Annotated in this window: 21 protein-coding genes and 3 pseudogenes; 6 read left to right on the top strand and 18 right to left on the bottom strand. The window is 33.1% G+C overall.

From position 1 onward, the window contains the following. Positions 1-22: 22 nt before the first annotated feature. From HMPREF2737_RS04065 to HMPREF2737_RS04030, 8 genes are all read right to left on the bottom strand, one after another. A complete protein-coding gene (locus HMPREF2737_RS04065) occupies positions 23-658 on the bottom strand; it encodes an ABC transporter ATP-binding protein (protein ID WP_037550902.1) in 636 nt (211 codons plus the stop codon). After that, positions 651-1,418: an ATP-binding cassette domain-containing protein gene (locus tag HMPREF2737_RS04060; RefSeq protein WP_037550904.1), complete on the bottom strand. Its 768-nt coding sequence runs from the start codon at positions 1,416-1,418 to the stop codon at positions 651-653. Before HMPREF2737_RS04060 ends, HMPREF2737_RS04065 begins: the two co-directional genes overlap by 8 nt. Next, entirely contained in the window at positions 1,385-2,152 is a 768-nt protein-coding gene (locus tag HMPREF2737_RS04055; RefSeq protein WP_037550905.1) for an ABC transporter permease, read from the bottom strand. Before HMPREF2737_RS04055 ends, HMPREF2737_RS04060 begins: the two co-directional genes overlap by 34 nt. After that, positions 2,152-3,108 (bottom strand): ABC transporter permease, encoded by a 957-nt coding sequence (locus HMPREF2737_RS04050; protein WP_037550907.1) that lies wholly within the window; start codon positions 3,106-3,108, stop codon positions 2,152-2,154. The genes HMPREF2737_RS04055 and HMPREF2737_RS04050 overlap by 1 nt, the downstream gene beginning before the upstream one ends. A 2-nt stretch (positions 3,109-3,110) precedes the next feature. Next, positions 3,111-4,664, bottom strand: a complete 1,554-nt coding sequence (locus tag HMPREF2737_RS04045) for an ABC transporter substrate-binding protein (RefSeq protein WP_037550909.1) — start codon at positions 4,662-4,664, stop codon at positions 3,111-3,113. Further along, on the bottom strand, positions 4,661-5,353 hold the full coding sequence (locus tag HMPREF2737_RS04040) for a class I SAM-dependent methyltransferase (protein WP_037550911.1): 693 nt from the start codon (positions 5,351-5,353) through the stop codon (positions 4,661-4,663). The genes HMPREF2737_RS04045 and HMPREF2737_RS04040 overlap by 4 nt, the downstream gene beginning before the upstream one ends. 299 nt (positions 5,354-5,652) lie before the next feature. Beyond that, positions 5,653-7,014, bottom strand: a complete 1,362-nt coding sequence (brnQ, locus tag HMPREF2737_RS04035; protein WP_037550913.1) for a branched-chain amino acid transport system II carrier protein — start codon at positions 7,012-7,014, stop codon at positions 5,653-5,655. 224 nt (positions 7,015-7,238) lie between these two features. Next, complete coding sequence (locus tag HMPREF2737_RS04030; RefSeq protein ID WP_016930500.1) at positions 7,239-8,438, bottom strand: GTP-binding protein; 1,200 nt, start codon at positions 8,436-8,438, stop codon at positions 7,239-7,241. Between the two features lie 258 nt (positions 8,439-8,696). Between HMPREF2737_RS04030 and HMPREF2737_RS04025 the strand changes: the two genes are divergently transcribed. Genes HMPREF2737_RS04025 through mntC form a run of 3 tightly spaced genes read left to right on the top strand, consistent with a single transcriptional unit; the run spans position 8,697 to position 11,195 of the window. Next, entirely contained in the window at positions 8,697-9,440 is a 744-nt protein-coding gene (locus HMPREF2737_RS04025; protein ID WP_037550915.1) for a metal ABC transporter ATP-binding protein, read from the top strand. Further along, the gene (locus tag HMPREF2737_RS04020) at positions 9,433-10,269 is read left to right on the top strand and encodes a metal ABC transporter permease (RefSeq protein ID WP_037550917.1); all 837 of its coding nucleotides are present in this window, start codon (positions 9,433-9,435) and stop codon (positions 10,267-10,269) included. The genes HMPREF2737_RS04025 and HMPREF2737_RS04020 overlap by 8 nt, the downstream gene beginning before the upstream one ends. Next, positions 10,266-11,195: a manganese ABC transporter substrate-binding lipoprotein MntC gene (mntC, locus tag HMPREF2737_RS04015; protein WP_037550918.1), complete on the top strand. Its 930-nt coding sequence runs from the start codon at positions 10,266-10,268 to the stop codon at positions 11,193-11,195. The genes HMPREF2737_RS04020 and mntC overlap by 4 nt, the downstream gene beginning before the upstream one ends. 360 nt (positions 11,196-11,555) lie before the next feature. On the opposite strand, the gene HMPREF2737_RS04010 is transcribed toward mntC, so the two are convergent. The 7 genes and pseudogenes from HMPREF2737_RS04010 to HMPREF2737_RS03975 form a co-directional block, all read right to left on the bottom strand. Beyond that, the gene (locus HMPREF2737_RS04010; protein ID WP_037550919.1) at positions 11,556-13,451 is read right to left on the bottom strand and encodes a glycosyltransferase family 2 protein; all 1,896 of its coding nucleotides are present in this window, start codon (positions 13,449-13,451) and stop codon (positions 11,556-11,558) included. Between the two features lie 14 nt (positions 13,452-13,465). After that, positions 13,466-14,533, bottom strand: a pseudogene (locus HMPREF2737_RS04005) (acyltransferase family protein). Positions 14,534-15,094: 561 nt separating this feature from the next. Next, on the bottom strand, positions 15,095-15,553 hold the full coding sequence (locus HMPREF2737_RS03995) for a MepB family protein (protein WP_011274466.1): 459 nt from the start codon (positions 15,551-15,553) through the stop codon (positions 15,095-15,097). Positions 15,554-15,604: 51 nt separating this feature from the next. After that, positions 15,605-16,309: a hypothetical protein gene (locus HMPREF2737_RS03990; protein ID WP_037550922.1), complete on the bottom strand. Its 705-nt coding sequence runs from the start codon at positions 16,307-16,309 to the stop codon at positions 15,605-15,607. Continuing rightward, the gene (locus tag HMPREF2737_RS03985) at positions 16,296-17,117 is read right to left on the bottom strand and encodes an ATP-binding cassette domain-containing protein (RefSeq protein WP_037550924.1); all 822 of its coding nucleotides are present in this window, start codon (positions 17,115-17,117) and stop codon (positions 16,296-16,298) included. Before HMPREF2737_RS03985 ends, HMPREF2737_RS03990 begins: the two co-directional genes overlap by 14 nt. 190 nt (positions 17,118-17,307) lie before the next feature. Next, positions 17,308-19,224: a threonine--tRNA ligase gene (gene thrS / locus HMPREF2737_RS03980; protein ID WP_037550926.1), complete on the bottom strand. Its 1,917-nt coding sequence runs from the start codon at positions 19,222-19,224 to the stop codon at positions 17,308-17,310. Positions 19,225-19,648: 424 nt separating this feature from the next. Next, entirely contained in the window at positions 19,649-20,701 is a 1,053-nt protein-coding gene (locus tag HMPREF2737_RS03975) for a PTS sugar transporter subunit IIC (RefSeq protein ID WP_037550928.1), read from the bottom strand. 303 nt (positions 20,702-21,004) lie between these two features. Here HMPREF2737_RS03975 and HMPREF2737_RS03970 point away from each other — a divergent pair, with 303 nt between their 5' ends. Next, a complete protein-coding gene (locus tag HMPREF2737_RS03970) occupies positions 21,005-22,228 on the top strand; it encodes an ArgE/DapE family deacylase (RefSeq protein ID WP_037550929.1) in 1,224 nt (407 codons plus the stop codon). Between the two features lie 213 nt (positions 22,229-22,441). Here HMPREF2737_RS03970 and HMPREF2737_RS03965 read toward each other — a convergent pair whose 3' ends face one another. Beyond that, entirely contained in the window at positions 22,442-22,735 is a 294-nt protein-coding gene (locus HMPREF2737_RS03965; protein WP_037550931.1) for a TfoX/Sxy family protein, read from the bottom strand. 130 nt (positions 22,736-22,865) lie between these two features. On the opposite strand from HMPREF2737_RS03965, the pseudogene HMPREF2737_RS03960 reads away from it, so the two are divergent. Further along, positions 22,866-23,510: pseudogene (locus HMPREF2737_RS03960) on the top strand (FMN-dependent NADH-azoreductase). A 91-nt stretch (positions 23,511-23,601) separates the two neighbouring features. Here HMPREF2737_RS03960 and HMPREF2737_RS03955 read toward each other — a convergent pair. Further along, a complete protein-coding gene (locus tag HMPREF2737_RS03955; RefSeq protein WP_037550948.1) occupies positions 23,602-24,981 on the bottom strand; it encodes a trypsin-like peptidase domain-containing protein in 1,380 nt (459 codons plus the stop codon). A gap of 608 nt (positions 24,982-25,589) precedes the next feature. Continuing rightward, positions 25,590-26,573, bottom strand: a complete 984-nt coding sequence (locus tag HMPREF2737_RS03950; protein WP_049395041.1) for a metal ABC transporter solute-binding protein, Zn/Mn family — start codon at positions 26,571-26,573, stop codon at positions 25,590-25,592. Positions 26,574-26,840: 267 nt separating this feature from the next. Between HMPREF2737_RS03950 and HMPREF2737_RS11945 the strand changes: the two are divergent. Beyond that, positions 26,841-26,906, top strand: a pseudogene (locus tag HMPREF2737_RS11945) (GTP-binding protein); the annotation flags it as partial. Positions 26,907-26,944: the final 38 nt, after the last annotated feature.

Below are 26,944 nucleotides of genomic sequence, written 5' to 3'. Positions count from 1 at the left end.
TACCTTATCAGGAGGTTTGACTCTAATTATTCAATTGTTTGAGTTGTAACTGAACGCCTTTAAAGCGACTCAAGACGTACGCATCATGTGAAATAATGATTAATTGCGTTTGCTTTAACGTAATTAACATTTGAATTATTTCTTCCTCGTTAATCACATCTAAGTTTGTCGTTGCTTCATCTAATATCAATATCTCTGGCTCTAGAATTAGTGCCTTCGCTATCCATACACGTTGAAATTGTCCACCACTTAGCGTTGAAATGCTTTGATTAAGTATGCTTTGTGGTAACTTGCATTGTCTAAGTACCGCTTCTATTCTTGATGTGTAACTCTGCTTATCAAATTTGTAATTCTTAAGTGGTTCTAATAGCGTAGATAATACAGTTTTGCGCTGGTTTAATGTGTCACGTTGATACTGAGGCACATATTGGATGTGTTTCATCCATTCTTTTGCCGTATATGACTTACGCAATTGGCCATTAAAGTATAAGTCACCTTGATAATTCATATCTAATCCGGCGATAATCTTGGCTAACGTAGACTTACCGCAGCCACTTTCACCACTTATAAGTAAATGTTGGTCACTAATTGCACATGATATATCTTTGAAGATAAGTTTCCCATCAATGTATTTAGTTAATCTTTCAATTTTAAGCATAGGCCTGTCTCCGATGTGCGATAGTAATTAAATTTTTCGTATAGCTATGTGTGGGGTTAGCTAAAATGGATGATGCCTCACCACTTTCAATCAATTGACCTTGCTGCATAATACTAATATGAGTGGCATAATCCTTAACTAAGTTAATATCATGTGTAATAAAGACAATTGTCATTTGATAATGTTCCTGTGCCTTAATCAAATAGTGCATAAACTTTTTAACGTTCTCTTGATCTAGCGCACTCGTCGGTTCATCTAAAAATAAGTAGTCCGGACGTCTAATTAATGACATTATAAAGGCTACACGTTGTGCCATACCTCCACTAAGTTCGAAGGGATATCGTTTAAGTAATTGTTTACCTTGATTTAAACCGAGTAATTGCATTTTATCTAAGACGTCTTCCTCGATATCTTGTTTAGATAGTTGTGAATGGTTAGCTTCATAAATATATTGGAAATGTTTAGCCAAAGTCACGTTTTGAAACATATTACTTTGATCATCTTGAAAAACGGCATCCGCCTTATTTAAATCAATCTTGATTTCTCCTTGATAGCTTAGTTGTGATGGTTTCATTCCAAGAATAGTTCTCGTCAATAATGACTTCCCACTACCACTCTCACCTATAATGCAATGAAATGCACCTTTAGTTATTGTCAAATTCACATCGTTTAACAATGACCGATTATGATCTAAGATGGATAATTGATTGACTTTAACTACAGTATTCATTGCGTTATTTTTTTGTTGATCATTTGACATAATAAGGCGAAACCTCCTAACAATACACCAGGGAAGAAGAAGAGCCAAGGTGCACCATTAAAATAACTTTTCCCGTCAAAGAGAATGGTTCCTAACTCGGGCGTCGGTGGTTTAATACCTAGACCTAAAAAGGCAAGTCCAGATATACTTAGCATCATTTTGCCAAAGTCAGCTGTGACCAAAGCAAATATATTACTTAGTAAATGCGGAATCACGTGTACCACTGTCGTTCTAAATGTTGAGTTACCACTTAGCCTTGCATAACTGACAAAGGGACGTTTTTGAATATCTCGTGTTAAATTTCTGAAATAACGTAAATAACGGCCTATCCATCCAATCGTTAGGGCAAGTATCAAACCTAGCATTGAATTACTTACTAAGCTTAAGATGACTAATGCAATAATAAACGAAGGAATTGCCAATAGCATATCAGCAATAAACATGATGATTTGATCTAACCATTTTCTTTCTATACCTGCAATTAACCCAAAGACCAGTCCAATGCAAACACTTAACAGAATTACCACGCTAGTTAAGCTTAATGTGACTAGGCTACCTACAATCAGTCTGACAAAGAAATCTCTGCCTAATTGATCCGTGCCTAACCAATGTTGGCTATTAGGTGATTGAAGTGGGTCCAAGTTTTGTGTGTCTTGCATAAAGCAATATACAATTAGCACAAACATCACACTTAATATTGTACTTATGGCGATGTAAGTTTGATATTTTTTCATCACGACACACCTCTTTTCTCATGAGCTTGGCGTTTGGTATGTCGTCGTCGAAGTCTAGGTTCATTGTTTAAAATGATAATGTCGCCTAAATAATTAATGAACATAATTAAGACGATGATAAAGACCACAATACCTTGAATAAGTGGATAATCTCGTTGATTGATAGCATTAATTAATAATTTCCCTATACCAGACATGCTGAAGATTACTTCAAGTATGACTACTTTTCCTATTAAATGAATCATACTGTTAATTGAAATGGTCATGAGTGGTGCAAATATCTCTTTAATCTGGACAATGATACGCGCCTTTAATGAGTAATGTCTTAACTGAGCAAGTTGATACGCATCATTATCTAATGTTTGCGCAATAAGGTGCGATGTCATCAATAAGATATGACATCCTTCTATAACAACAATGGTGAAGATGGGTAGCACGAAATGTTGCCAAGAATCGCTACCTACAAAAGGTAGCAACTGCCAACGTACTCCTAAATAATATATAAACAAAATGGCTAACCAATATTCCGGCATAGAGGTCATCACTTGAGCGAATCCACGAATACCATTCGCGTATCGAGTATGTGGGCGCGTCCCAATAAAATAACCCACCATATAACCCAATGGCAACATAATACAACTTGAAACAACGATTAATATTAATGTTGGAATGACGGCCTCCATAATCATAGTTGTTACTGGCTCATTTGTACTAAAACTGTATCCCAAGTTACCAGTAAGTGCATGTCCAATCCAATCGATATATCTTAATAAAAAATGCTGGCCCAAACCAAGTTTATGTTGTGCTGCTTCAATATTTTCCTGGGTAATCGACGTATAACCATGACGTTGTAAGTATAGTATCGCTGGATTACCTGATGTCTTCTCGACTAAAACGAATATAATAAACGAACTCACGATTAAGTAAAGTATTAATTTTATTGTTCGTCTAAGCATTGTTACTCATTAACTTTCAACGCTTTATAATCAATAGGAGCATCAGTAAGTCCAGAGAATTTGAATTGCTTCACTTTATCACTAACGACAAAGGTTTCATTTGGATAAGCAATAGGCACACCATAATATTGTTGATTAAAGTGTTTGAATATTTCATCAAATGAACGCTGTTGTTCTTTTTTAGATACAGTTGTTGGGAAGTCATCTAGTTGCTGAGTCAATGTTTTATCATTAGCTAATACACCTGACTTGCCATCATTATTTTTAAATACTGAACTCATGAAATTATATGGCATTAAGGCATCTGAATACGTTCTATAGAAGATGAGATCATAATCTTTTTTCGTCCATAACGTATCATAGTATGATTGTGAATCTAACGTTTTCACATTTAACTTAATGCCAGCTTTTTTAAGTTGACGTTGCACTTTTTCCGCTTTATCTTTCCAACTTGGGAACTCTGCCGTTTGAATAACCAAATTAAATGTTAATGATTTACCGTCTTTTTCAAAAATACTGTCACTGTTCTTGTGATAACCGGATTGTTTAAGTAACTTCTCAGCATCTTTTACATCATAGTCATGTGCCTGTTGATTATCTTTATTTACAAATTCTACGTTCTTCTGGAATAAACCATTTACAGATTTACCCGCAATATCTTTTGTATCGATACTCTTACTAATGGCTTCACGGATTGTACGCTGTTTTAATAAATCATTATCCGGGTTAAATGCCATGAAATGACTTACTGTACTTGGTTTATCTTCAACAGTTAAGTTTTTATTTTTCTTGTCTTGCTTAATTTGTTGATCTGACAGCATTCCTAAAGCACCACCAGAAATATCTACAGAACCACTTTGTACTGCTGAGTTTCTTGAATCTCCATCTTCAATCGTTTGGAACGCAAGATTGTAGTTTACGGGATGGCTATGGTTGAAATATTTATTTGGCTTCATTGTCGTTTTTTCTTTGCCAGTTTTATCAACGACAAAGGCACCTGTTCCGATCGCTTTTTCAAATTTGCCATTTACTTTACCATTTTCAACGGAATGTGGACTCATAATACGCAACGGTCTCACCTGTGTTAATTCATTCAAAACTTGATTTGATGGTGACTTCAATCTAATTTGGACAACATGATCATTTTTAACAACAACCTTATCCAATTTTTTTAACGTTTCTACAGTCGTATCTTTGTTCATCGCTTTCGCACGCTCAATCGAGAATTTCACTGCTTTAGCATCTAAAGCTGAGCCATCTGAGAATTTAACATTCTTTTTCAAATGGAATTCATAGACTTTTCCTGAGTCGTCAACATGCCATTTTTCTGCTAAACCAGCTTTCACACCTTTATCTTTATCATATTTAACTAATGCATCATATACTGCACTATAGACTGGCATTGCGGCGTCATAACCTTGTGCGTCAAGTTTATCTGCTTTCGCTTCAGTAGGTAGCGATACTGTGATATTTTTATCTTCTTTTTGGTCATTCCCACAACCTGCTAATAAGAGCGTTGCGCTTGCTGCCATTGTAATTAATACACGCTTTTTCATTTACCGATACCTTCTTTCACGCTTGCTTTAATTAAAAATGATTCCTCATAAAGTGTTTGTAGATAATCATTTGGTGATAGATAAAAATCATTATAATGTGTTAAATCAATCACGTCAGGCACAGGTTCTTTCATTACTGTAACTTCAAACCCTGCATCAACAAAGCTATCAACGATGTGTTTTAAAGAATGGTTCTGAGAAGGTGTTGCGCCGTATTGATTAATCGTGTCATCCATAAATTGACGACTAGGATTATTGGTTAAATCGGCGAATGAAGCATAGTAAACGCCTCCCGGTTTCAACACTTCTTTTAAATCTTGTGCATGTTGTGGAATGTCTTCGATTAAGTACAGGACAGATGTACTTACAGCAGTATCAAATGTTCTATTTGTCTCTTGTGGTTTATCAGTTAAATAATATGTAAGTGGACGTTCACCTTTTAAAGTTTCTGCCTTTTCTAAAGATAAACGTGCTAAATCTACGCCGACACCTTCTTTAAATGGCGTTGTGTCATATAATTTTCTTAAAAATCCGCCTTGATTACATCCCACATCTAAGATTGTCTTCCCTTTGATATCCGATGTATCAAGCATTTCTATAGTTCTCTCCCAAGCTTCTTGATGGTCACGCGCCATATCATCATCTGATTCTTGGTCTTTTTGCCACCAAACATCATAACTCTTAGTCATCTACTTCTCCTCGCTCGTTTTAAATCGTAATTATTACGTTTTAAATAGTACTACACTATGTACAATTACACAATAAGAATTTTAAAAGTTATGATTGAATGCAAAAAATAAGCTATGGGAGCGGGACAGAAATAATATTTTTTCAAAAATTTATTCCTTCGTCCTCCTACGGTAAGGTTGACTAGAATTAAAAAGATGCTTGTTACAAGCTCGTTTTAATTCAGTCAACGACTGCCAATATATATTTTTAGCCTGAGACATTAATTTATGTCCCAGGCTTACATGTTATTATTTAATATTTATTTTGTTTGAGTTTGTCTACGTGAACGAATTAAATTAACGATAAGTCCTACTACAAATCCTATGATTGCCGGAACAATCCAACCCATTCCAATTGTGAAGAACGGTAAATAACGTTCTGCAAAGCTTATCAATGCTTGTGCAAATGATGTCTTTGCAAAAAATTCCGGGCTTGCGTTTACACCATCAAAGAACGCTGCAAACATTGTAAAGAACGTTGTAAATTTATAAACAATTGTCGAATGATTAAATAATGGACTGACAAGCGTTAATAAAATCAGTGTAATCGCTAACGGATAGATAAACATCAATACTGGCGTTGAATACATAATAATTTTAGTTAACCCGACATTAGCGAAGATACAAGCGAGTAACGCTACACCTGTTGCTAACCAAAGGTAATTCATTTTCGGGAATAGTTCTGTAAATGTCTCTGAAAATGCAGTAATTAAACCAATTGCTGTCTTCAAACAAGCGACAATAATGATTAGAGATAAAATGATAATACCGTAATCTCCAAGATAGTGCTGCGCAATTTGAGCCAGTGCGATACCACCATTTTCACTCACTTTAAAATGACCTAAACTCATCGTACCCATTAAAGCGAGCAATGTATAAATAATGCCCATTCCTACGATACTTATAAAACCTGACTTGAAAGTTTCTTTAGCGATCCCATTTGGATTAGTAATACCTAATTTCTTAATTGTTGTCACAATGATAATACCGAAAGCGAGTGATGCGAGTGCATCTAGCGTATTATAACCGTCTATAAACCCTTTCAATAAGACACTATCACTATAATTTGCACTTACTGGCGCATGACTAATACCACCCATTGGTTTAATAAATGCTAAGACAACTACGATACCTAGTAATACTAAAAATACTGGATTTAAGAATTTACCTATGTAATCTAAAATTTTAGATGGCTTTCTTGAGAAAAACCATGCTATAAGAAAGAATAAAATACTAAATATCGGTAATACAATTTTTCCAGTACCTACCGAAATAAATGGTGAAAATGCAATTTCATACGATGTTGTTGCAAGCCTTGGTAAAGCAAAGAATGGTCCAATGACCAAATATAAAGCAATCGTAAATGCGTACGCATAGCCTTTACTCACTCGAGATGAAATATCGAAGACGCCATTTGTTTTGGAGATACCAATCGCTACTATACCTAGAAAAGGTAGCCCAATGGCTGTAATTAGGAAACCTAAATTCGCAAGCCAAACATTCTCACCTGCTGTTTGTCCAAGATGAATAGGAAAGATTAAATTTCCTGCACCAAAGAATAAGCCAAACAACATCGAACCAATAAATATATTTTCTTTGATTGAAAGTTTTTGTTTCATCATGTGTCATATCTCTCCTATTATATGTTTACTAGCTATTATACATAAATTTAGTGTCTATTTGTTCAAAATATTCAATAAATTTAAATCATCAACCATTTGAGATGTTCTTTCATAAAAAAGACACCTCGCCACAGAGCGTTAACTTACTTTAACGCAATGTGCAAGGTGTTAAAGCCATCTTAAGTGTTACTTTTAAAATATTATTGCTTTACTATGTCGTGAGTTTAAGCTTTTCGAATCTGCCAATGATATGGATCTTCTAATTGATTCCAGTCGCTATCAATTTCATCACCATTGACTAAGCACTGGTCTAATTCTTTCACAATTTTTTCTTGATCTAATTCAGTACCTATAATCACAAATTGAGTGTTTCTGTCACCATATTCTATGTCCCAACTTTGCGCAACATCAGGTCGCTGATTTAAAATTTGTTCTCGTTGTTCTTTGGACATCGCAGCCACCCAATAGGTTACCGGACTAATATTACAAGATGAACCTGCTTGTGATAGTAGACATGCAACTTGATTATATTGTGCCAACCAGACGATACCTTTTGCACGAACAATATTATTAGGCATTTGTTCTAACCAATCATTGAAACGTTTCGCGTGAAACGGTAATCGTCTTGAATAAACGAAAGAACCAATCCCATACTCTTCTGTTTCAGGTGTATGTTCCGCGTGACCACCTTCAGTTAATTCTTTTATCCACCCTGCAGAGTTACTCGCTTGTTCAAAGTCAAAGCGACCTGTATCTAATACTTCGTTAATATCAACTTCGGCATTTGTTGTTTTAATTAGATGTGCATCTGGTTGTAACTTTCTTAAAATATTTTCTAATTTAGTTAATTCTGCTTCGGTTACTAAATCTGTCTTATTTAGCACTAAAACATCGCAGAATTCCACTTGATCAATAAGTAAATCCGCAATTGAGCGCTCATCTGTTTGATCTGCACCTTGATCACGATCCACAAGTAAATCCTCGGAATTAATGTCATTAATAAATCGATTAGCATCCACAACAGTTACCATCGTATCGAGTTTACAGATTGACGTTAAATCGATACCTAATGCTTCGTCAATATAAGAGAATGTTTGAGCAACAGGTACCGGTTCAGATATACCTGTAGATTCAATCACGATATAATCAATATTCCCCTTTTCTACTAAGCGCTCAACTTCTTGTAATAAATCGTCCCTTAACGTACAACAAATACAACCATTTGACAGTTCTACTAGTTTTTCATCCGTTCTTGATAGTCCACCCCCATCTGCAACTAAGTCTTTATCAATATTGACCTCGCTCATATCATTAACAATAACCGCAATTCGACGACCTTCCCGATTATTTAAAATGTGGTTAAGTAATGTTGTTTTACCTGATCCAAGGTAACCACTCAATACCGTTACAGGTATCTTGCCCATAAAATCATACCTTTCTTTTTATAAATCGTAATAATTACGTTTTATATTTTACATTTAATTATTTAATTGTCAATCGAGCCACGTTTCATTAAATACAGCAATATCAATAATTAACGCCCACTTTAGACCTTACTTTCGGAAACAAATTTATACTATTACCACATTTTTATTGTCTATCTTGACTTGACACACACTGTTTTCGGTGTTTATTATAAAATAAATTAGGTTAACCTAAACTTTTATTTAGGAGGTAATTGATTGATAGACATTAGTAACATGAATTTGCATTTAAATCATAAACATGTGCTTAAAGATATTACTTTAAAGATTCCAATTTCTGGAGAAATTATTGGCATTATGGGGCCCAACGGTGCTGGTAAATCCTCTTTATTAAAAAGTTTAATTGGATCGTTTAACGCGAGTGGCGAGATGAATTTATATGGCAAATCCATACATAAACAATTGCAATATATTACATACATTCCTCAAAAAGCACAATTAGATTTGGACTTTCCAATCAATGTTGAAAAAGTCATCTTGTCTGGTTGTTACCAAACCATCGGCTGGTTCAGACGCGTCGATCACGCGTCAAAAATGAAGTTTCATAAATTATTAAGAGATTTAGATTTGGAATCATTACAATATAAACAAATTTCTGAGCTTAGTGGTGGGCAACTGCAACGTGTACTTGTGGCAAGAGCTTTAATGTCTGATAGTACCATCTATCTATTGGACGAACCATTTGTTGGCATCGACTTTAATAGTGAACAACTCATTATGGAAAAGCTTCAACATTTAAAAAATCAGGGCAAACTTATTCTCATTGTGCATCATGATTTGTCGAAAGCTGAACAATATTTTGATCGAATTCTTTTACTTAATCGTACAGTCAGATTTTTCGGTCCTAGCCATCAAGCGATGCAGCCACAATATTTAAACCGGACATTTCTATTTAATGTGAGTTCTACTCTTAAAGAAGGGAGTGACATATCTAATGACTGATTTCATTCAACATTTATTCGATTATCAATTCTTAAATCGCGCTTTAATTACATCTATTGTCGTAGGTATTGTGTGTGGAACTGTAGGAAGTTTGATTATCCTCCGTGGATTGTCGTTGATGGGAGATGCGATGAGTCATGCTGTTTTACCTGGTGTGGCATTGTCATTCTTATTCAATATTCCAATGTTCATCGGCGCATTAGTCACTGGCATGATCGCAAGTTTATTAATTGGCTATATTTCAAATAATAGTAAAACAAAACCTGATGCAGCTATTGGTATTAGTTTCACTGCGTTTCTCGCAACGGGTGTCATCATTATTAGTCTTATTAATAGTACGACGGATTTGCATCATATTTTATTCGGAAATTTACTCGCTATTACCCGACAAACATTTTGGATAACCATCATTATTGGCGTCATTGTGATACTACTCATTGTCATACTTTATCGTCCATTAATGATTTCAACTTTTGATGCGACATTCAGTCGTGTGAGCGGATTGAATACAACAATGATTCATTATTTTGTAATGCTGTTACTCGCCTTAGTAACCGTCGCGAGTATTCAAACTGTCGGCATTATCTTAGTCGTTGCATTACTTGTTACACCGGCGTCGACTGCCTTTTTAATCACAAAGAATCTATATTCAATGATGATCGTAGCAAGTTTAATAGGCATAGTAAGTTCTATCATAGGATTATACTTTAGCTTTATTTACAATCTACCGAGTGGTGCAACAATTGTTATTGCAACATTTAGTATTTATATCTTGACTCTTCTCTTTTCAAAAATAAAAACAAAGTATAGAGGTGTACAAACAACATGAAAAAATTTATTCCATTACTAATTGCATTAATCTTAGTACTCGCAGCTTGTGGTTCAAATTCAAGTGAGCAACACTCTAAAGGTCATGACAAATTAAAGGTCGTAACAACTAATTCTATTATTTATGACATGGTCAAACAGGTTGGTGGAGACAAGGTTGACGTTCATAGCATTGTGCCTGTCGGACAAGACCCGCATGAATATGAAGTTAAACCGAAAGATATTAAACAACTTACTGACGCGGATGTTATCTTCTACAATGGTTTCAATTTAGAATCTGGTAACGGTTGGTTTGAGAAAGCTTTAGAACAAGCGGGTAAATCTACTAATGACAAGTCAGTCTTCGCGGTGTCTAAAGGAGTTAAACCAATTTATTTAAACGGAGAAACTGGTAATAAAGATAAGATTGATCCACATGCGTGGTTAAGTCTGGATAATGGTATTCAATACGTTAAGAATATTCAAGAACAACTCGTAAAAGCAGATTCATCACATAAAGCTGATTATCACAAACAAGGTGATGCTTATCTTGCTCAACTTGAAAAGTTAAATAAAGACAGTAAAGATAAATTCAATGATATTCCGAAACAAGAGCGTGCCATGATTACAAGTGAGGGTGCTTTCAAATACTTCTCAAAAGCCTTCGATATTAAACCAGGTTATATTTGGGAGATTAATACTGAAAAACAAGGTACACCATCACAAATGAAACAAGCAATTCAATTTGTTAAAGATAATCACATTAAACATTTATTAGTTGAAACAAGTGTTGATAAAAAATCTATGAATAGCTTATCTGAGGAAATAGGTAAAAGTATTTACGGAGAAGTATTTACAGATTCAATTGGAGAAAAAGGATCGAAAGGAGATTCATATTATAAAATGATGAAGCATAATATTAAAACAATCCATGGCAGCATGGAATAGAATGTAGTCATTCATGTAGTAAGTCCATGGAAATCATCCTCCTATTAAAATTGCCAGTAAATGAGTTTTAACAACTTCATTTACTGGCTTCTTTAGTTTCAATAGTTCTAAAGTAGTTCTCTAAAGGCGATCTTAGATAGATAATCCACTCACTTAAGTTGTTTCGCGTTCCTGGGGTGCCGTCTCTATAGCAATTCTAAAATGGATTTTCATTCCACTTTAGTTGAGATGCTTGCCTAGGGGGGGCTGGGTCGAGCCGAGGTCTCGACACTCATCCTGTTCTCTCAGGCGTCACTCAACTAAGTTTCATAATCCATTTTAGAATTACTTACCTAAGTGCTATTGCACTTAGGTTCATTATTATTTGATTACTTTAATAAAATCTTTGTTTGCTGTTAGGAACAAATCTTCTTGTGTTACTAAGCGTGGTGTTGAGTTAGTCGTATAAATGATGTCTCTGATAGGTAATACATCACCTTTTTTAAGTTTACGTACTGTATTGTCTTTAAAATCACGTGAATCATAGAGTTTACACGCTTTTATAACTTTAACTTTCTTAGGCACCTCAGTAATATACTTGTTTAATCCTGATGTGTTGATTAAGGTAATAAAATCTTTATTCGCTGTGATTATACTACCATCATCTAATACCAGACGAGGTGTACCTTTTGTTGTATATTGAATATCTGACGCTTCAACTCTAGTACCCGCTTCTAGACTACCTACTTCTTCTTTAAATGATACATCTTTATATATTTTAATTTTTTTCAGTGTCATCATTGGATTCATTATTCTCGTGAAATATTCACTTTTACGGTTTGTTACTTGCTGTGTTTTATTTTCATTCTTTTTATGCACAAATTCAACTTTGAAATTTTGGCGTTTCATTTTAAATACATCATTGAGACTTGGATATGAAGCATACACCAATGAGTGTCCTGACTCACCATAATTCACATTAAAATTAATATTGATATCTTTATTTAACTTTTCAAATTCCTCATGTGGAACATAAATTTTATCGTCGCTATATTTATACGTCACTTCATATTCATTCGCCGCATTGTTGATTTCAATGAGACTCACTGATTGAATGCTTATATCGTCTGGTTTCATGACACGAATGACTTCGTATTTGTTTTCTCCCATCATTTGCGTACCTTCGTAAACTGGATAGCAATCAACAACAGTAGGTTTAATCATGTCATATTGATGAACGAAATCTCTAAAGACAATGCCATCTTTAATAATATAGCGCCATTGGTCATTAACGACATCCTTGGTAAAATTAACAAATACTGATTCATCTGCATGATGATATAACGTGTAGATTTGCTTGAATACTGGATTCGTAATCAATGTATTGATATCAATGCCTTGCTCTTTTATTTTTTGTTCAACTTTTTCAATTACTGCATAAAATTTCTCTTTATCTGCAGATTTAATAAATGTCTTCGTACGAAGGAATCTCGAAATAAAGTCTACTTCAATTATTCTAGCTAAAGCCATATGCTTTAATTCTGAAGACATATCCATATGACAGGTTCTATCCAGGACTTCTAAATTTAAGTTTGCTTTATCTAACATTGATGTTTGCCGTACTAACGATTTATTTTCATCGTAACGATTTACGTGATACATAGGTATTGTGGACATTGTGATATCGTCCACTTTTCCAAATAGTTGAAAGAAAAACAACTTATCCTCACCATATTTCATATGTTCAAATTCAATATGATTATCCATGACTAGACTTCGTTTAAATACCTTTCCTGGTGGTCCTACTGCTCTAAAAATCTTACTAATGTCTTGTGGTTTTAAATGTGATGCTTCTTTATAAGAAGTAAACTCAGCATGATGCTTCACGTTTTTAGACTTATGTTTATAACTTTGTCCATAACCAAGGTCGGCATCATCTGCATTCACTTTCTCAATCACTTGAGGGAACCCTTCCTTATCTAACCAATCATCCGCATCAAGTAACGTAATATATTTACCTTGTGCCTCTCTCATTCCAATGTTTCTTGGTTCAGAAGGGCTACCTGTATTTTCAGGTAATTGAATTAATTTTATAAAGTCATAGTCCTTTTCATAATGCTTGATAATGTTAACCGACTCATCAGTTGAACAATCATCTACAAATATCGCTTCAATATTATTCTTGTCCATCTTTAAATCAATTAAAGACTCTATGCACTTTTCTAAAAACTGCCCCTTATTGTAAACAGATACAATAATTGAAACTAATTTAGCCATACTTCTCCCACCTTTTAATCCACTAAATTTTGTTTATAACTTTGATAATACGTTTCATACTTCATTTTCCCTATACCGCCAACAATATACTTACCAAATTTACTTAAATTCATTACATAAGCGATACATATTGAGAATGTCACTGTTAATGTAAACGTAAATAGGATGTTTAACAACGGATGATCGTGAAGCGCTCCTAATCTATGCACAAAGAAGTAATGAATTAAATAAATTGAAAATGAATAATTACTAATGAAAATAATAAATCTTGGAACGTATTTGAAATAAGATGCAATTAAAAAGAATAATAAAATAACCAGTGTCACATAAATAGGTGTATCAAAACGTTTAGAGTCGACTAAAGTTAAAATTCCAAATAAATAATTGCAAACCACAAAAATGGTAACAATTACCATTCCGCTCAAAATGTGGATTGTATATTTTTGAATATGATTCATTAGTTTCTCATAATGATAACCCATATAGAAACCTAATAGGAAGTAACTCAACCATCCAATAAATATCATCCAACCTTCTCTTTGCCACAACCAATTCAAATAAATTGATTCTGGTGCGGGTACGAAGTTTCTCATAGCCCAGAATAAAGTTGTAATAATTAATGAGTAGATAACTAATTTGATTGGATTAAGTTTGACCAAATGTTTAGCAAATACTATATGTAGTAAATAGAACTGAAAAATAATTACAATAAAATAAGTTAATGTTCCACCATGGAACATCATAAATACAACAGAATCCATATAATCTTCAAAATTCTTAGGATGTCCATACACATACGCAAGTCCTAAATTAATAATGATATATGGAATGCCTAACGTTAGTAGCTTTTGCTTAAAGAATCCATCTTTAACTTTCGTTTTATATTGTTTAGCTAACAAGAATTCTGAAATGAAAACAAACATCGGTGTCGCGTATAGCAATAACAATTGAAAAATTCTTAACAAGTAGCCTTCATTAGGCATGTCGAATTTTTAAAAAGTCGTTGTTATTGTATGTATCATTACAACACTTAAACACGCGATTGTCCTCATCCAGAAAATAATCGATGTATAAACTCTCATTTGTATCTCCCTTTTACATACTAAACTAAGATTGCTTTATGTTTGAATTTTTAAAAAAATGGCAACCAACTCTCATTGTACAATAGTCATTTATACAACTTCAAAAGAATACAAATGAATTATTTTGATATTTACAAATAAGTCGTTAAAAAACATGCTAACTCAATAACATGCTCTAGATAAATTATTATTTATTTTTTAGCTTTGTAATTATAATATACATGCCTATAATCACTAAAATCATTTGGAAAAAGTTACCAATTAACAAGACGACAATGTAAAACGGGATGATAAAAAGCAGTGCTCCAAAGAATATAGAGAAAAATAGTATAACAAAAGACATGTTCTCAGAAACATTGATATTCAAATTGTTCTCCAACAACAACCTGATTAAATCATTTACAAACCACACACATTTCCATATACAATACATAAACACTGCCAGCAAAAATATAGAATAAGGTACTACTACTAACATTTGAATAAATGAAATGATACCGTCCATCGATTATCTCCAATTACATATAATATTTTTATTACTGTATAGCGTAGATTGAGTATTTATTCATGCACTATCTCATTAAAATATGCACACTGCCATACTTGTGTCTTAGCTGCAGTGTTATTTAACCCCGTCTCCCAAGGTGGATACACTCTCAATGCCATTTTCCCTTTAGAATCATCACTTTTTAAAATACCTTTCTTAATCAATATATCCTTTGGAAATATAAACTGGCCTCTCCGCTTATCATCAACAATATTCACTATTAATTGATTCTCTAAATCATCCTCAGTAAACGGCACATTCGTATTATTTTCATCTTTCTTCCACATAGCGAAAAAGTACCCCTTTTTATTAGGTGTCCTTTGAGCAAATCTACTTTTGAATAGGCCATTTCGAGTTTTTATTTCTACCGCTTCATATTGTTGATTCCATTCTTCTAATACATAAGAAACATCAGAATTTGAAAATAACAATTCCAACAAATGATAAGATTGCATCGTTTCAATGGATTTCATAAATATCCCCTTTTATGATATTAATTTCACTTATAGCCAATATTATTTGCATTAAATATACTCTGATTTATTAAAATTAATATATAGAACTGTAGTTAAAATTACTAAGTAGACAACCATCCATATATTAATTATAAGAAAATCCTTATTTAAGATAAGCATTATATCTTCATTTAACATCATCATAAAATCACTTATCGGTGGGAAGATCCAAAGAACATAGCTTGAAATAGAAAAAGCTTCAATTATAACAACTCTTAATATTGAAAACAGAAAAATCAACATCATAATTAACCAAACAAATTTATAAGATAGTTTTGGAATTGTTTTTAATAAGGTTGTAATAAGAACGCCCACGATTATTGTAATTATATGACTATAAATACCAATTACAATTTCTATTACATTAGGTATATGCTCAAATCTAAAAGTAATTATAGGATAAATAATTGCGACTATACCCAACGGTAAAATAAGTAATATTGAAAATATTAATTTATTAGTCAAATATGTACTTTTAGATTTTAGTTGAGTAAATAATAATTGTTTTTCTTGAAGAGATTCTGCGTCAATAATTGTTACAGTTATCCAACCAGTTACAAATAAAAGAATCATTGATGTGCTAGCAAAACTAGACATGATTGGTTGACCAGAATAAAAATACATAATAATTAGTAAGGTAAAGAATGTCACAAAAGGTGCTATTAGCTTATAAGTTCTAATATAGTTTTTAAATTGATACTTAATTAACGCCATTTTTTGTATGCCTTCTTACTTCTTCAATAAAATATCCGTTATGGATTAATAATGCTATCACTTGATTACTTTGAGATGAATTTACAATAATGCTTCCATCTTTGCTCATTTGAAAGTCATGTTCTTTTAAAATAATAGATAAATCTTTTTCTGACACTTGTCGAATTTTAATCAACATCTTCATATCCGCATTAGTTGAACTATTATCTATTAGATGATTTTGTTCAATATTATATCGATGGGTAACAAACGTATAATCTACTATTTGTTCATGTGAAGTTAGTACTATTGTTGCAAATTGTTTGAATTGAATTAATAACGACTTTAACTCTGCGATGGCATTTTTATCAAGACCAGAAAATGGTTCGTCCATAATATAAATATCTGCTTTTTTAATTAAACACTGGATTAAATTCACCTTTTGTTGAGTACCTTTAGAACATTCATGAATTCTTTTTGGCAAAAATGATTCTAAGTTAAACAGATGCGTCAATTGACTTATTTTAATGTCAGATTGCTTTTTAATACTTATACTATCAATAAAATCCAGATATTCTTTAACAGTTAAATTAATAGTCATTGGCAAATGATCTGGTGTGTAACTTATGTTACCTTTAACACTCAACAATCCACTAGAAGGTTTCATTATATTGGCTAACATTTTTAAAGTAACACTTTTCCCTGAACCATTCTTACCTTCAATTAAAATAATAGAGTTATTTGGAAAGTTCATACTCATATTTTTAATAATTGCTTGATGATTAATTTCTTTTGAAATGTTCTTACCCTCTATCGAAAATGCTTGCATTTCAATACTCCTAAATATAAAATACGTTATGTTTATTGTATCTTTCTTACTTATAAAAACAAAATTTTACTATTCAAATACATTATATAATTATTCTACAATTTCATATTTATATTTAATATTTAGGACTTTAAAAAGCCTATCAAAGTATTCATACTCTGATAGGCTAGGTTGATTCAAGGTTACATCATTAAACTAATAACGCTTTACTTTCAATTTCATGTTTTAACTTTTCAATAAATGCTTGAATATCCATTGTTTTATTTTCATCATGTGCATATTTTCTAACTGAAACAGTGTGATGTTGTTGTTCATCGTCACCTAATACTAATGTGTATGGAATTTTATTCAACTGGCTTTCTCTAATTTTTTTGCCAAGCTTTTCTTCTCTATCATCTATAGCAACACGGATATTCTCATCTCTTAGTGCTTCTTCAACTGTACGAACGTATCCATTATTATTATCTGATACGCCAATTAAATTCACTTGTACAGGTGCCATCCATAGTGGGAATGCGCCTTTGAAGTGTTCGATTAAAATACCGAAGAAGCGGTCTAGTGAACCGAACACTGCTCTATGCAATACAACTGGTCGTTCTTTTTCATTCTGTTCGTTAATGTAAGTTAATTCGAATTTCTCTGGCATTTGGAAATCTAATTGCACTGTAGCACATTGATGGCTTCGATTTAATGCGTCTTTAATATGCACATCAATCTTAGGACCATAGAAGGCTCCGTCACCTTCATTAATAGAATAATCTAATCCAAGGTCATCCAATACATGTGCCAATGATTGTTCCGCTTCATTCCATAAGTCTAATTCTCCTAAGTAATCATCAGGACGTGTTGATAATTCAATACTATATTCAAAGCCAAATACTGAATAAATATAATCAATTAATTTCAGAATTTCTTGCACTTCTGATTTGATTTGAGACTTCATAATAAAGATATGCGCGTCATCTTGGCAGAACGTTCTCACGCGTAGTAAACCATTCAACGCACCACTAAATTCATGACGGTGCACTTGACCAAATTCAGCAATTCGAAGCGGTAAATCTTTATAAGATCTAAGTTCATTTTTGAAAATCAACATATGTCCCGGGCAATTCATTGGTTTTAACGCGTAATCATTCTCATCCACTTTAGTGAAATACATGTTCTCATGATAATGGTCCCAATGTCCTGATTCTTCCCAAAGTCGTTTGTTCATCATCAACGGTGTTCTCACTTCATCATAATCGTGTTTCAATTGAACCTCTCTCAAGAAACTTTCCATTTGATTTCGAATGAACTGACCATTGGATAGGTAGAATGGCATACCCGGTGCTTCTTCAGAGAACATGAATAATTTCAGCTGTTTACCTAAGCGTCTATGATTTCGCTCTTCCGCTTCTCGTAAAAATTCAAAATAGTCATCAAATTGATCTTTAGAACTAAACGCTACGCCATAAATACGTTGCAACATCTTGTTGTCACTATTTCCTCGCCAATAGGCACCTGATACTTTAGTTAATTTAAAATGATTTATAAATTTAGTACTTGGTACATGTGGACCGACACATAAATCAATAAACTCACCTTGTTGATAAAGTGATAGTTGATCATCGCGATGCTCTTCAATAAGTTCCAACTTGTAAGGATTTTCTTTAAAAATGTTTTTAGCCTCAGCATAGCTTAAATCTTGTCGCACAAATTTTAAATTCTCGTTGTGTATTTTCTTCATTTCTTTTTCAATTTTATTTAAATCTGCTTCACTAATGGATTCATCTAAATCGATATCATAGTAAAAACCATGCTCAATTACAGGACCGATTGTTAATTTTACGTCGGGATATAATCGAGTAAGTGCTTGTGCTAAGACATGGGCGGCAGAATGTCGCATTACATTTAAACCTTCTTGATCTCTAAGTGTATAAAATGTGAGTTCACAATCTTCTTGGAGAGGATGTGTCAAATCAACTAAACGGTCATTCACACGACAAACGACTGCTTCCTTATATAAAGATTGGCTAATAGATTTCGCTACATCACTAGCGAGTAAACCTGCTTGATAGGCTTTATTACTTCCATCTGGAAATTGGATATTGATTTGTTGATTAGACATGATACATCTCTCCTTAAACATTCATATAAATAAAAAACCCGTCCCTACAAGAGGGACGAGTTTGTAACACCCGTGGTTCCACCCAACATTCCATCTCAACTAAGAGATGACACTTTAGCCATGCATTAACGCGCATGAAATGTTACATGTTTACATGTAATCTATGAAAAGGTAGTAAACTATATTCTTAGATTAGGAGTATCTCAGCGTTTATTCCCTCTCTGTGAATCGTCAACATAGCTCTTGTTCTTCAATCGTGTATTAATTTTTTATAATCATATACCTATCTTAATTGTTAGTTAAATGTGCATCAGAATATTAAATTAACTACATTAATTACCTTTTTGACAATTTATAACTTTAAAAAAAACAAAAATATCTAGCCAAAGCTACATTCACACACTTCAACTAGACATTTATAATTTTATACCTGATATTTAAAGATATTTGGATCATAGATTTTTAATACTTTTACAAATAAATAATGGAAAAATAGTGCAGAAATTAATGGAACAATGATGTACGCAATAGCGATAATCAATAAGCCACTCGTTGTACCCATATCTAATAAATTTAACGATTTAATCGGTCCAACAAGACCAATGAGCCCGAAACCTGCTGAATCTGGCGTACCTTTAATATTGAGCAAGCCGCCAACAAATCCTGATACACCTGCCGTACATACAATTGGAAGCATCATCATTGGATGACGTATCAACGTCGGCATCATTAATTTTACTGCTCCGAGTAATACAGTAATCGGAACGCCTGGTTTATTTACACGCCAGCTACCTACTGCAAGCATAATCGCACTCGCTGCTACACCAACTGCTGCCGAACCAGCTGCCAAGCCTGAAATGCCGATTGCCAAACCTATCCCCATTGATGATATAGGTGAAACAATTAATATGGAAAATATCATTGCAATCAATACAGTCATTATAATAGGTTGCGTAATGGTTAACCCATTGATAACATCGCCCAAACCTAACGTAATCAATTTAGTGTATGGCAAGATTAATAATCCAAGTAATCCCGCCACAGCACCACCAACGATTGGTAACACAATCATATTTAAACTACCTAATTTATGACTAATCAATAAGATGATACCGACTGCAATCGATGCAGTAATCATCGTATTAATTAAATCTCCTATACCAACAATGACCCACTTATTATCTGTGAAAGTAGATGCGCCAGATCCTACAAAGGCAGCTGCACCTGTAACGGCGGTTTGTAATTGCGTTAATTTAAATTGCCCTGCAATTAATACACCTGTCAAAATTGGAATTGAATATTGAATCCCTTGCGTTACAAAGGCTACTTTCGTAAATATATCGTTATACTGACTCAAATATTTACTTAACTCTCCTAATATTGCGTTTGGAATCATACCTACTACAATTGCTAAAGCTACACCGTTTAATACATTAAATATAAATGTTCTGGGTGTTATCATTTCTCTCTCGCCCATAATTCTTATACCTCAAAAAGCCTTCTCTTTTTTATAAATTTTAATCTTGATTTTAAAGTATTGTATCAATAATTCAATCACATTAATTTAAATCTTTAAAAAATAAATATGTAACATTCATTATTTATTAACAACTTCGATATTATATTACATTAACAATTACTAATGTAACCTATTTTTGAATACTATATCATTTTGCATGCAATTTCATAAAATAAATTAGGATGAATATTCATTATAATGTTTATAAATTACACTTTACGTATAGATAATACTAAAATCATATTTAAGGTTGGGATACATATGCGTACTTTTCAAGAGGAAGAAAAAATTAAGTTACTAGCAGATATTATTGAAATTCAGTCAGAAAATGAAAACGAAATCGAAGTCTGTCATTATATACAAAACTTATTAGCACAATACGATATACCTTCTAAAATATTAAAAGTGAGCGAGACAAGAGCGAACTTAGTAGCTGAAATCGGGAGCGGTTCGCCAATATTAGCGATGAGTGGTCATATGGACGTAGTTGATGCCGGACATCACGATAAATGGACTTATCCGCCATTTAAACTCACAGAACATGATGGCAAATTATATGGCCGTGGAACGACGGATATGAAGGGTGCCTTGATGGGAATGGTTATCGCACTTATTGAATTAAAAATGTCTGGAGATTTACCTAAAGGAACAATACGCTTACTTGCGACAACTGGAGAAGAAAAAGAACAAGAAGGTGCCAAACGATTTGTTAAAGATGGTTATTTAGATGACATTGATGGCTTAATTATCGGAGAACCTACAGACAACGGGGTATTCTATGCACATAAAGGTTCAATGGCGTGTAAAGTGACTGCCACTGGGGTTGCTGCCCATAGTTCAATGCCATTTTTAGGGAAGAATGCAGTAGACACGTTAGTCCAGTTTATAAATCAATTAAATTCAAAATATGATAATATCAAACAGCATGACCTTCAACATGAGCTAGATGTTTCACCAATGGTAAATAAATTTATGAAGGGCACTTTAAGCGAAGAAGAAGAAAACTTCGCATCAGGATTTACATTGATGGGTTCTATTATTAAAGGTGGCAAACAATTCAACTCTGTACCTGAGGAAGCCTCTATTGAATATAATGTAAGACCTGTCCCTGAGTATAATAATGACTTTGTTAAGTCACTATTCCAACAGACAGTTGATGAGGTTAATCCTGAAGCATTGTCGTTTGAAGTCGTAAGTGATCATCGTCCTGTCACAAGTGATAAAGATAGCACTTTAATTCAAGTAATTACTGAAGTTGCACCGCATTACGTGAATGAAGAAGACGTCTTTGTCGCAGCATTCATTGGTACTACCGATGCTTCAAGTCTGTTAGGTGATAATCCTAATAATGTAGATCTTGCTATTGTTGGTCCTGGTATTACGATTATGGCCCATCAAGTGGATGAATATATAGAAAAGGACATGTATCTTAAATACATCGATATCTACAAAGACGTTGCAGTTAAGTACTTGGCTGAAAAGTAATTTATATAAAGAAAATGAGACGTAGCACGGACATTCATACCTTAGTTGGTTAAAGCTGTCTAATGCTACGTCTGTTTAGTTAGTGTCTTTATTTGTGGTCCAGGGGGTAAGACTAACCTGTTAGTGACCGTAGTCTACCTTCACTATAATGTTCACGTTGTTTAATACCGACTGCAACGACAACTATGATAGTTTTCCCCTATTCGCAAATGATTAACGTAAATCATTCTTTATGTCTGAAAACAAAGTCTCGATGTCTTCAATATCATTGATATTAGGTATAAATATCATCTCTTTCGCATTCGGATACGGCGATACTAATTCATATCCTTCTAGCTTTTCAAGGGAAGAATTTGAGGCTTTAACTAACAATCTATTATCATACAAACCACCTATCACTTTGCCATCATAATATACGAGATACTCTCCCATCATACTTCTCGTTTTAATTTTGCTTGAATTAATTTTATTTAAAAATATTTCGTGAAAACTTTTGTCTGTTGCCATTCGGCATCTCCCCTTTATTCTATGGATACCCCATTATTAAATATATTGAGCCATTTTAAATTGAAATCATAGTTATTTTGATATTAAAAATATATAATAACGCTACTACACTTAAAGGATTTGCTATATCATGAAGACGCTACTTATTAATGCCCACCCAGATTTTAATAATGAATCAACGTATACTGCCAAAGTAAAAAATTTATTTCTAGATAAATATAAAACTACATTTCCAAACGGGGAAATTGAATAATTGAATTTATATGATATTGATGTACCTCGTATCGAAGGTGATCAATTATTAAATGTCTGGAATAAGCAAAGTTTAGGCGAGTCCTTATCAGATGATGAAACAAAAATCGCTTATATGTCGGCATTCTTATTAAATCAATTTAAAGCTAACCATCGCATTGTCATTCTAACACCACTTCACAATTTCAATATCACATCGAGATTAAAAGACTACATCGACAACATTATGATTGCTAGAGAAACATTTAAATATACTGAGGATGGTTCTGTTGGCTTAATGACAGATGATTATAAAGCACTAGTATTACAAGCAAGTGGTGGTGTCTATACAAATGACGACCGTTATACGCCACTTAAATTCTCATATTACTATCTAAAAGAATTGTTTAAAGAAATCATGGGATTTGATGAGTTTTACATCGCTCGTGCCCAAGGTACGTCAGTCTTACCTGAAGACGAAATCTTAGATGCTGCAAACAAGGATTTAAACAACGTATTCGATGCGTTTTACACACAAAAATAGTTTCAATTACACAAAAAGTGAGCAAGACAATGACATTATTCTAGTTATGTCATCCCGCTCACTTTTTTAAATTTATTAAATTAATGAATCACTAAACAATATTATCAATAATTTCTTTACGTAATTTACCTCTGATTTCAGCCATCGTATTTAAATTATATTTTTTATAATCTCCTGAGTTTAATCGGAAAGCATGGACACCAATCACTTCATTTTTACTATTTAAGACTGCCCCACCAGAAGAACCTGGTTCTGCCATCATTTGATAATAACCAATCGGGTTCACATTACGTGCAGGCATCGTATATTTCCCTTTTGAATGATACATTGTGCCGGCAGGATCATTTTTATATTTACCAGTCGGCTTACCATAGTGGTACATGTGAATAGGTGTGTTTGTCTTCATAGCTTTAATCGAACTTTCTGATGCAATCTTTCTTATCTTCATATACTTTGAAATATCTTCATACGTATACACTAGAGAAACATCACCATATTGCAGCATTTGAACACCAAAGACTTCAAGGGTACGCACAATTTTAGATCCCTCTTGTAATATGTTGATACGCATATTTTGTGGTTGTGACGGTGTTAAAGGCTTATGCGCGTTTTGATCATTAACAACATGATTCGCAGTTAGAATCGTATGCTTTCCAATTGCTGTACCAGTGCCATATGTTAATTGTTTTGCTTTTGGATTCCAATTATAAACTGTTGCGATATTGGCATCTTTCGCCTTAGCATGTTCAATGGTTACACCTTTGTTTCCTGATTTCTTCATAATTTTTAAAGCGTCATCAATACCTGATTCTTTCGTCGTTTGACCGAAATCACGTACATTATCTCCACCAGGCACATTAGATGGCCAACGCTTAGGTGCTTTATTGTAATAGTTCTTTTTCGTCGTTGATGATGCTTTTGTAGACGCTTTGACTGTTGTTTGCGCACTTGGTTTCGCAGTTTTAGATTTCGTTACCACTGTCACTTTCGTAACTGGTTTACGTGTTGATGTTTTTGGTGGTGTTGATTTGCTTTTTACTTTAGTTGTTTGTGCTAATAACTGTGGCTTCGCAGATTGTGCGCGCGTTACTTTTGATGCTTTTTGTGGTTTTTTATTTGTTGAGACAACTTTTTTGTTAACCTTAGTTGGTTGCTTCTGTCTTTGCTTTTGTTTTGAAAAGTTTTGCGATGAAGGCTGTACTTTAGTACTTTTTGGTGTCACATGTGTTGAAGTAACATGTGCTCGTTTAGAAGGTGCCATTGTCTTTTGTAACGAAGCTTGATTGTGATTTGTTACCTTAGACGGCGTTTGTATCTTAGGCTGCGTTGCTACAACTTTATCTTTAGATACATTTATTGAGTTATTTTGTTGTCTAATGACCTGTTGTTGAGATGATTGTTGTACACCTAAATGATCACTTTTAGTAGAAGCATGCGCTTCATTAAATTGAAAAAGATAAGATAAACACATCGTTATCAGAAAGACTACTAATATAAGTGAATATCTCTTTAATGCTACCCCTTTGTTCACTATACTCATCCTACTTTCATCATGTTTCAAATTAAAAAATTTTAGCTTTAATTTATTATATACCTTAATTAATGTACCCCGCAATATTCAATTTTATAGTTTTTTGATTTTTAATAAATATCAAAATTATATAATATAGAATTGTCATCACTTTGATTTATAACAATTTATTCACACGTTCATAAATATACAAAAGACAGCTAGTAGAATTTAATCTGCTAGCTGCCTATTTTAATAAATATTTATGATTATTTAGACTTACTATTTTTTGTTTTCTCTTTTGCAGATAAACGCCAAATACAATTGCCATTCCGACTATTATAAAGAATAGCTTATAAAACATAACATGAACCAACGTACCTAAAGACATTTCTAATGAACTCCTCTAATGCTACATTTCGTTATCACCGTAACATTAATCCCTGCCTAATTCTGTCTTCCTTCTATAGGGAGGTAAGACTTACCTCTTCTTCTAATAAATAAAGACCTCATGACTATCATCACGAGGCCTTGATATGAAGCATTAATATTTTTTATCTTATATCGTATTATTCATTCTTAAGGGCTTTTTCAATCGCTTTAACGTTCTCTTTCATAAATGATTGGTACGTATTTTTGTCGTCATCTTGTTGTTTCGTATGTGAGCCCATATTGTAGAATTTAATTGTTTTTGCGTCAGTCTCTCTTCTAACTGTGTCGGCAACTTTGTTAGATACATTTTCTTCAGCTAAGATATATTTCACTTTATCTTCTTTAATTTGTTTAACAATATTTGTTAAATCTTTTTGGCTAGGTTCTTCAGCATTCATATTTTCAATACCTTCTTGTTTGAAGTTATATCTATCAGCTAAATAACCAATAGAGTCATGTGAAATATAAACTGTTTTACCTTCATTACCTTTAACTGCTTCTTTCATATCTTTATCGATGCCTTTTAAGTCTTTAACTAATTTATTATAGTTATCTTCATAGTAATCTTTATGTTTACTATCTTTCTTAACTAATTCATCTTTAATTTCTTTAGCAAATTTTTGACTAATCACAGGATCTAACCAGATATGAGGATCATACTTGCCATGATGATGGTGCTCATGCTCTTCGCCGTGTTCATGTTCTTCACCATGTTCATGCTCATGTTCGTCTTCTTCACCTTTTAATAAGTCACTATTTTTATCTAATGTTGATTCTAAAGATAATGTTTTATCTTTATCATTAATTGCTTTTGCAATTTTCTTAGCTACGGGATCTAAATTATCACCTGTGTATACGAATAAATCTGATTTGCCAATATCAACCATTTGTTTCTGACTTGGGTCATATGTATGTGGGTCTACTCCGTTTGGATAAACTGATTCAACATCAACATATTTACCACCAATTTGTTGCGCAAATGATTTAAGTGGGTAAACTGTCGTCTTAACTTCTAACTTACCTTTATGATCAGATGATTTATCACTATCACCTTTGCCACATGCTGCAAGTGATAATGTTAAAACAGCTACAAATAATAAAATAATACTTCTCTTAAACATGTATACATCTCCTAAATCAAAATCATTACGTTTTATTATTTACATTAATCCGTCTAATTGTCAATGCTAATTTTTAAAATTATTAATGTTAGACATCAAAAATGCATTTAATCCCCCCTTAATTTATTCATTTTTTGAAAATGTGTATCGATTTAGGTATACTTTTTAAATAGCAATAATTACGATTTGATTATTGATTTATTTCCCTACCTCAATAACACTGTAAAATCGTAACGCGGGTATCTCATTCAAAGTTAGGAGTTTATTATGGAAATCATTATTGTTGGAGGTTTCTTAGGCAGTGGCAAGACAACAACATTGAACCATCTAATTAAAGGGCTCTATAATAAATTGGACTGATGACTAAAAAT

It is taken from the genome of Staphylococcus sp. HMSC069D12 (genome assembly GCF_001810405.1).
Classification (GTDB): Bacteria; Bacillota; Bacilli; order Staphylococcales; family Staphylococcaceae; genus Staphylococcus; species Staphylococcus haemolyticus.
The sequence above is the reverse complement of the archived record's forward strand: the minus strand, read 5'-3'. Positions and strand labels throughout refer to the sequence as shown.

Excerpts from the sequence above, each read along its gene's own strand:
- HMPREF2737_RS04065 (WP_037550902.1), bottom strand. The coding sequence starts at position 658 with ATGCTTAAAATTGAAAGATTAACTAAATACATTGATGGGAAACTTATC.
- HMPREF2737_RS04060 (WP_037550904.1), bottom strand. The coding sequence starts at position 1,418 with ATGTCAAATGATCAACAAAAAAATAACGCAATGAATACTGTAGTTAAA.
- HMPREF2737_RS04055 (WP_037550905.1), bottom strand. The coding sequence starts at position 2,152 with ATGAAAAAATATCAAACTTACATCGCCATAAGTACAATATTAAGTGTG.
- HMPREF2737_RS04050 (WP_037550907.1), bottom strand. The coding sequence starts at position 3,108 with ATGCTTAGACGAACAATAAAATTAATACTTTACTTAATCGTGAGTTCG.
- HMPREF2737_RS04045 (WP_037550909.1), bottom strand. The coding sequence starts at position 4,664 with ATGAAAAAGCGTGTATTAATTACAATGGCAGCAAGCGCAACGCTCTTA.
- HMPREF2737_RS04040 (WP_037550911.1), bottom strand. The coding sequence starts at position 5,353 with ATGACTAAGAGTTATGATGTTTGGTGGCAAAAAGACCAAGAATCAGAT.
- brnQ (WP_037550913.1), bottom strand. The coding sequence starts at position 7,014 with ATGATGAAACAAAAACTTTCAATCAAAGAAAATATATTTATTGGTTCG.
- HMPREF2737_RS04030 (WP_016930500.1), bottom strand. The coding sequence starts at position 8,438 with ATGGGCAAGATACCTGTAACGGTATTGAGTGGTTACCTTGGATCAGGT.
- HMPREF2737_RS04020 (WP_037550917.1), top strand. The coding sequence starts at position 9,433 with ATGACTGATTTCATTCAACATTTATTCGATTATCAATTCTTAAATCGC.
- mntC (WP_037550918.1), top strand. The coding sequence starts at position 10,266 with ATGAAAAAATTTATTCCATTACTAATTGCATTAATCTTAGTACTCGCA.
- HMPREF2737_RS04010 (WP_037550919.1), bottom strand. The coding sequence starts at position 13,451 with ATGGCTAAATTAGTTTCAATTATTGTATCTGTTTACAATAAGGGGCAG.
- HMPREF2737_RS03995 (WP_011274466.1), bottom strand. The coding sequence starts at position 15,553 with ATGAAATCCATTGAAACGATGCAATCTTATCATTTGTTGGAATTGTTA.
- HMPREF2737_RS03990 (WP_037550922.1), bottom strand. The coding sequence starts at position 16,309 with ATGGCGTTAATTAAGTATCAATTTAAAAACTATATTAGAACTTATAAG.
- HMPREF2737_RS03985 (WP_037550924.1), bottom strand. The coding sequence starts at position 17,117 with ATGCAAGCATTTTCGATAGAGGGTAAGAACATTTCAAAAGAAATTAAT.
- thrS (WP_037550926.1), bottom strand. The coding sequence starts at position 19,224 with ATGTCTAATCAACAAATCAATATCCAATTTCCAGATGGAAGTAATAAA.
- HMPREF2737_RS03975 (WP_037550928.1), bottom strand. The coding sequence starts at position 20,701 with ATGGGCGAGAGAGAAATGATAACACCCAGAACATTTATATTTAATGTA.
- HMPREF2737_RS03970 (WP_037550929.1), top strand. The coding sequence starts at position 21,005 with ATGCGTACTTTTCAAGAGGAAGAAAAAATTAAGTTACTAGCAGATATT.
- HMPREF2737_RS03965 (WP_037550931.1), bottom strand. The coding sequence starts at position 22,735 with ATGGCAACAGACAAAAGTTTTCACGAAATATTTTTAAATAAAATTAAT.
- HMPREF2737_RS03955 (WP_037550948.1), bottom strand. The coding sequence starts at position 24,981 with ATGTGTTTATCTTATCTTTTTCAATTTAATGAAGCGCATGCTTCTACT.
- HMPREF2737_RS03950 (WP_049395041.1), bottom strand. The coding sequence starts at position 26,573 with ATGTTTAAGAGAAGTATTATTTTATTATTTGTAGCTGTTTTAACATTA.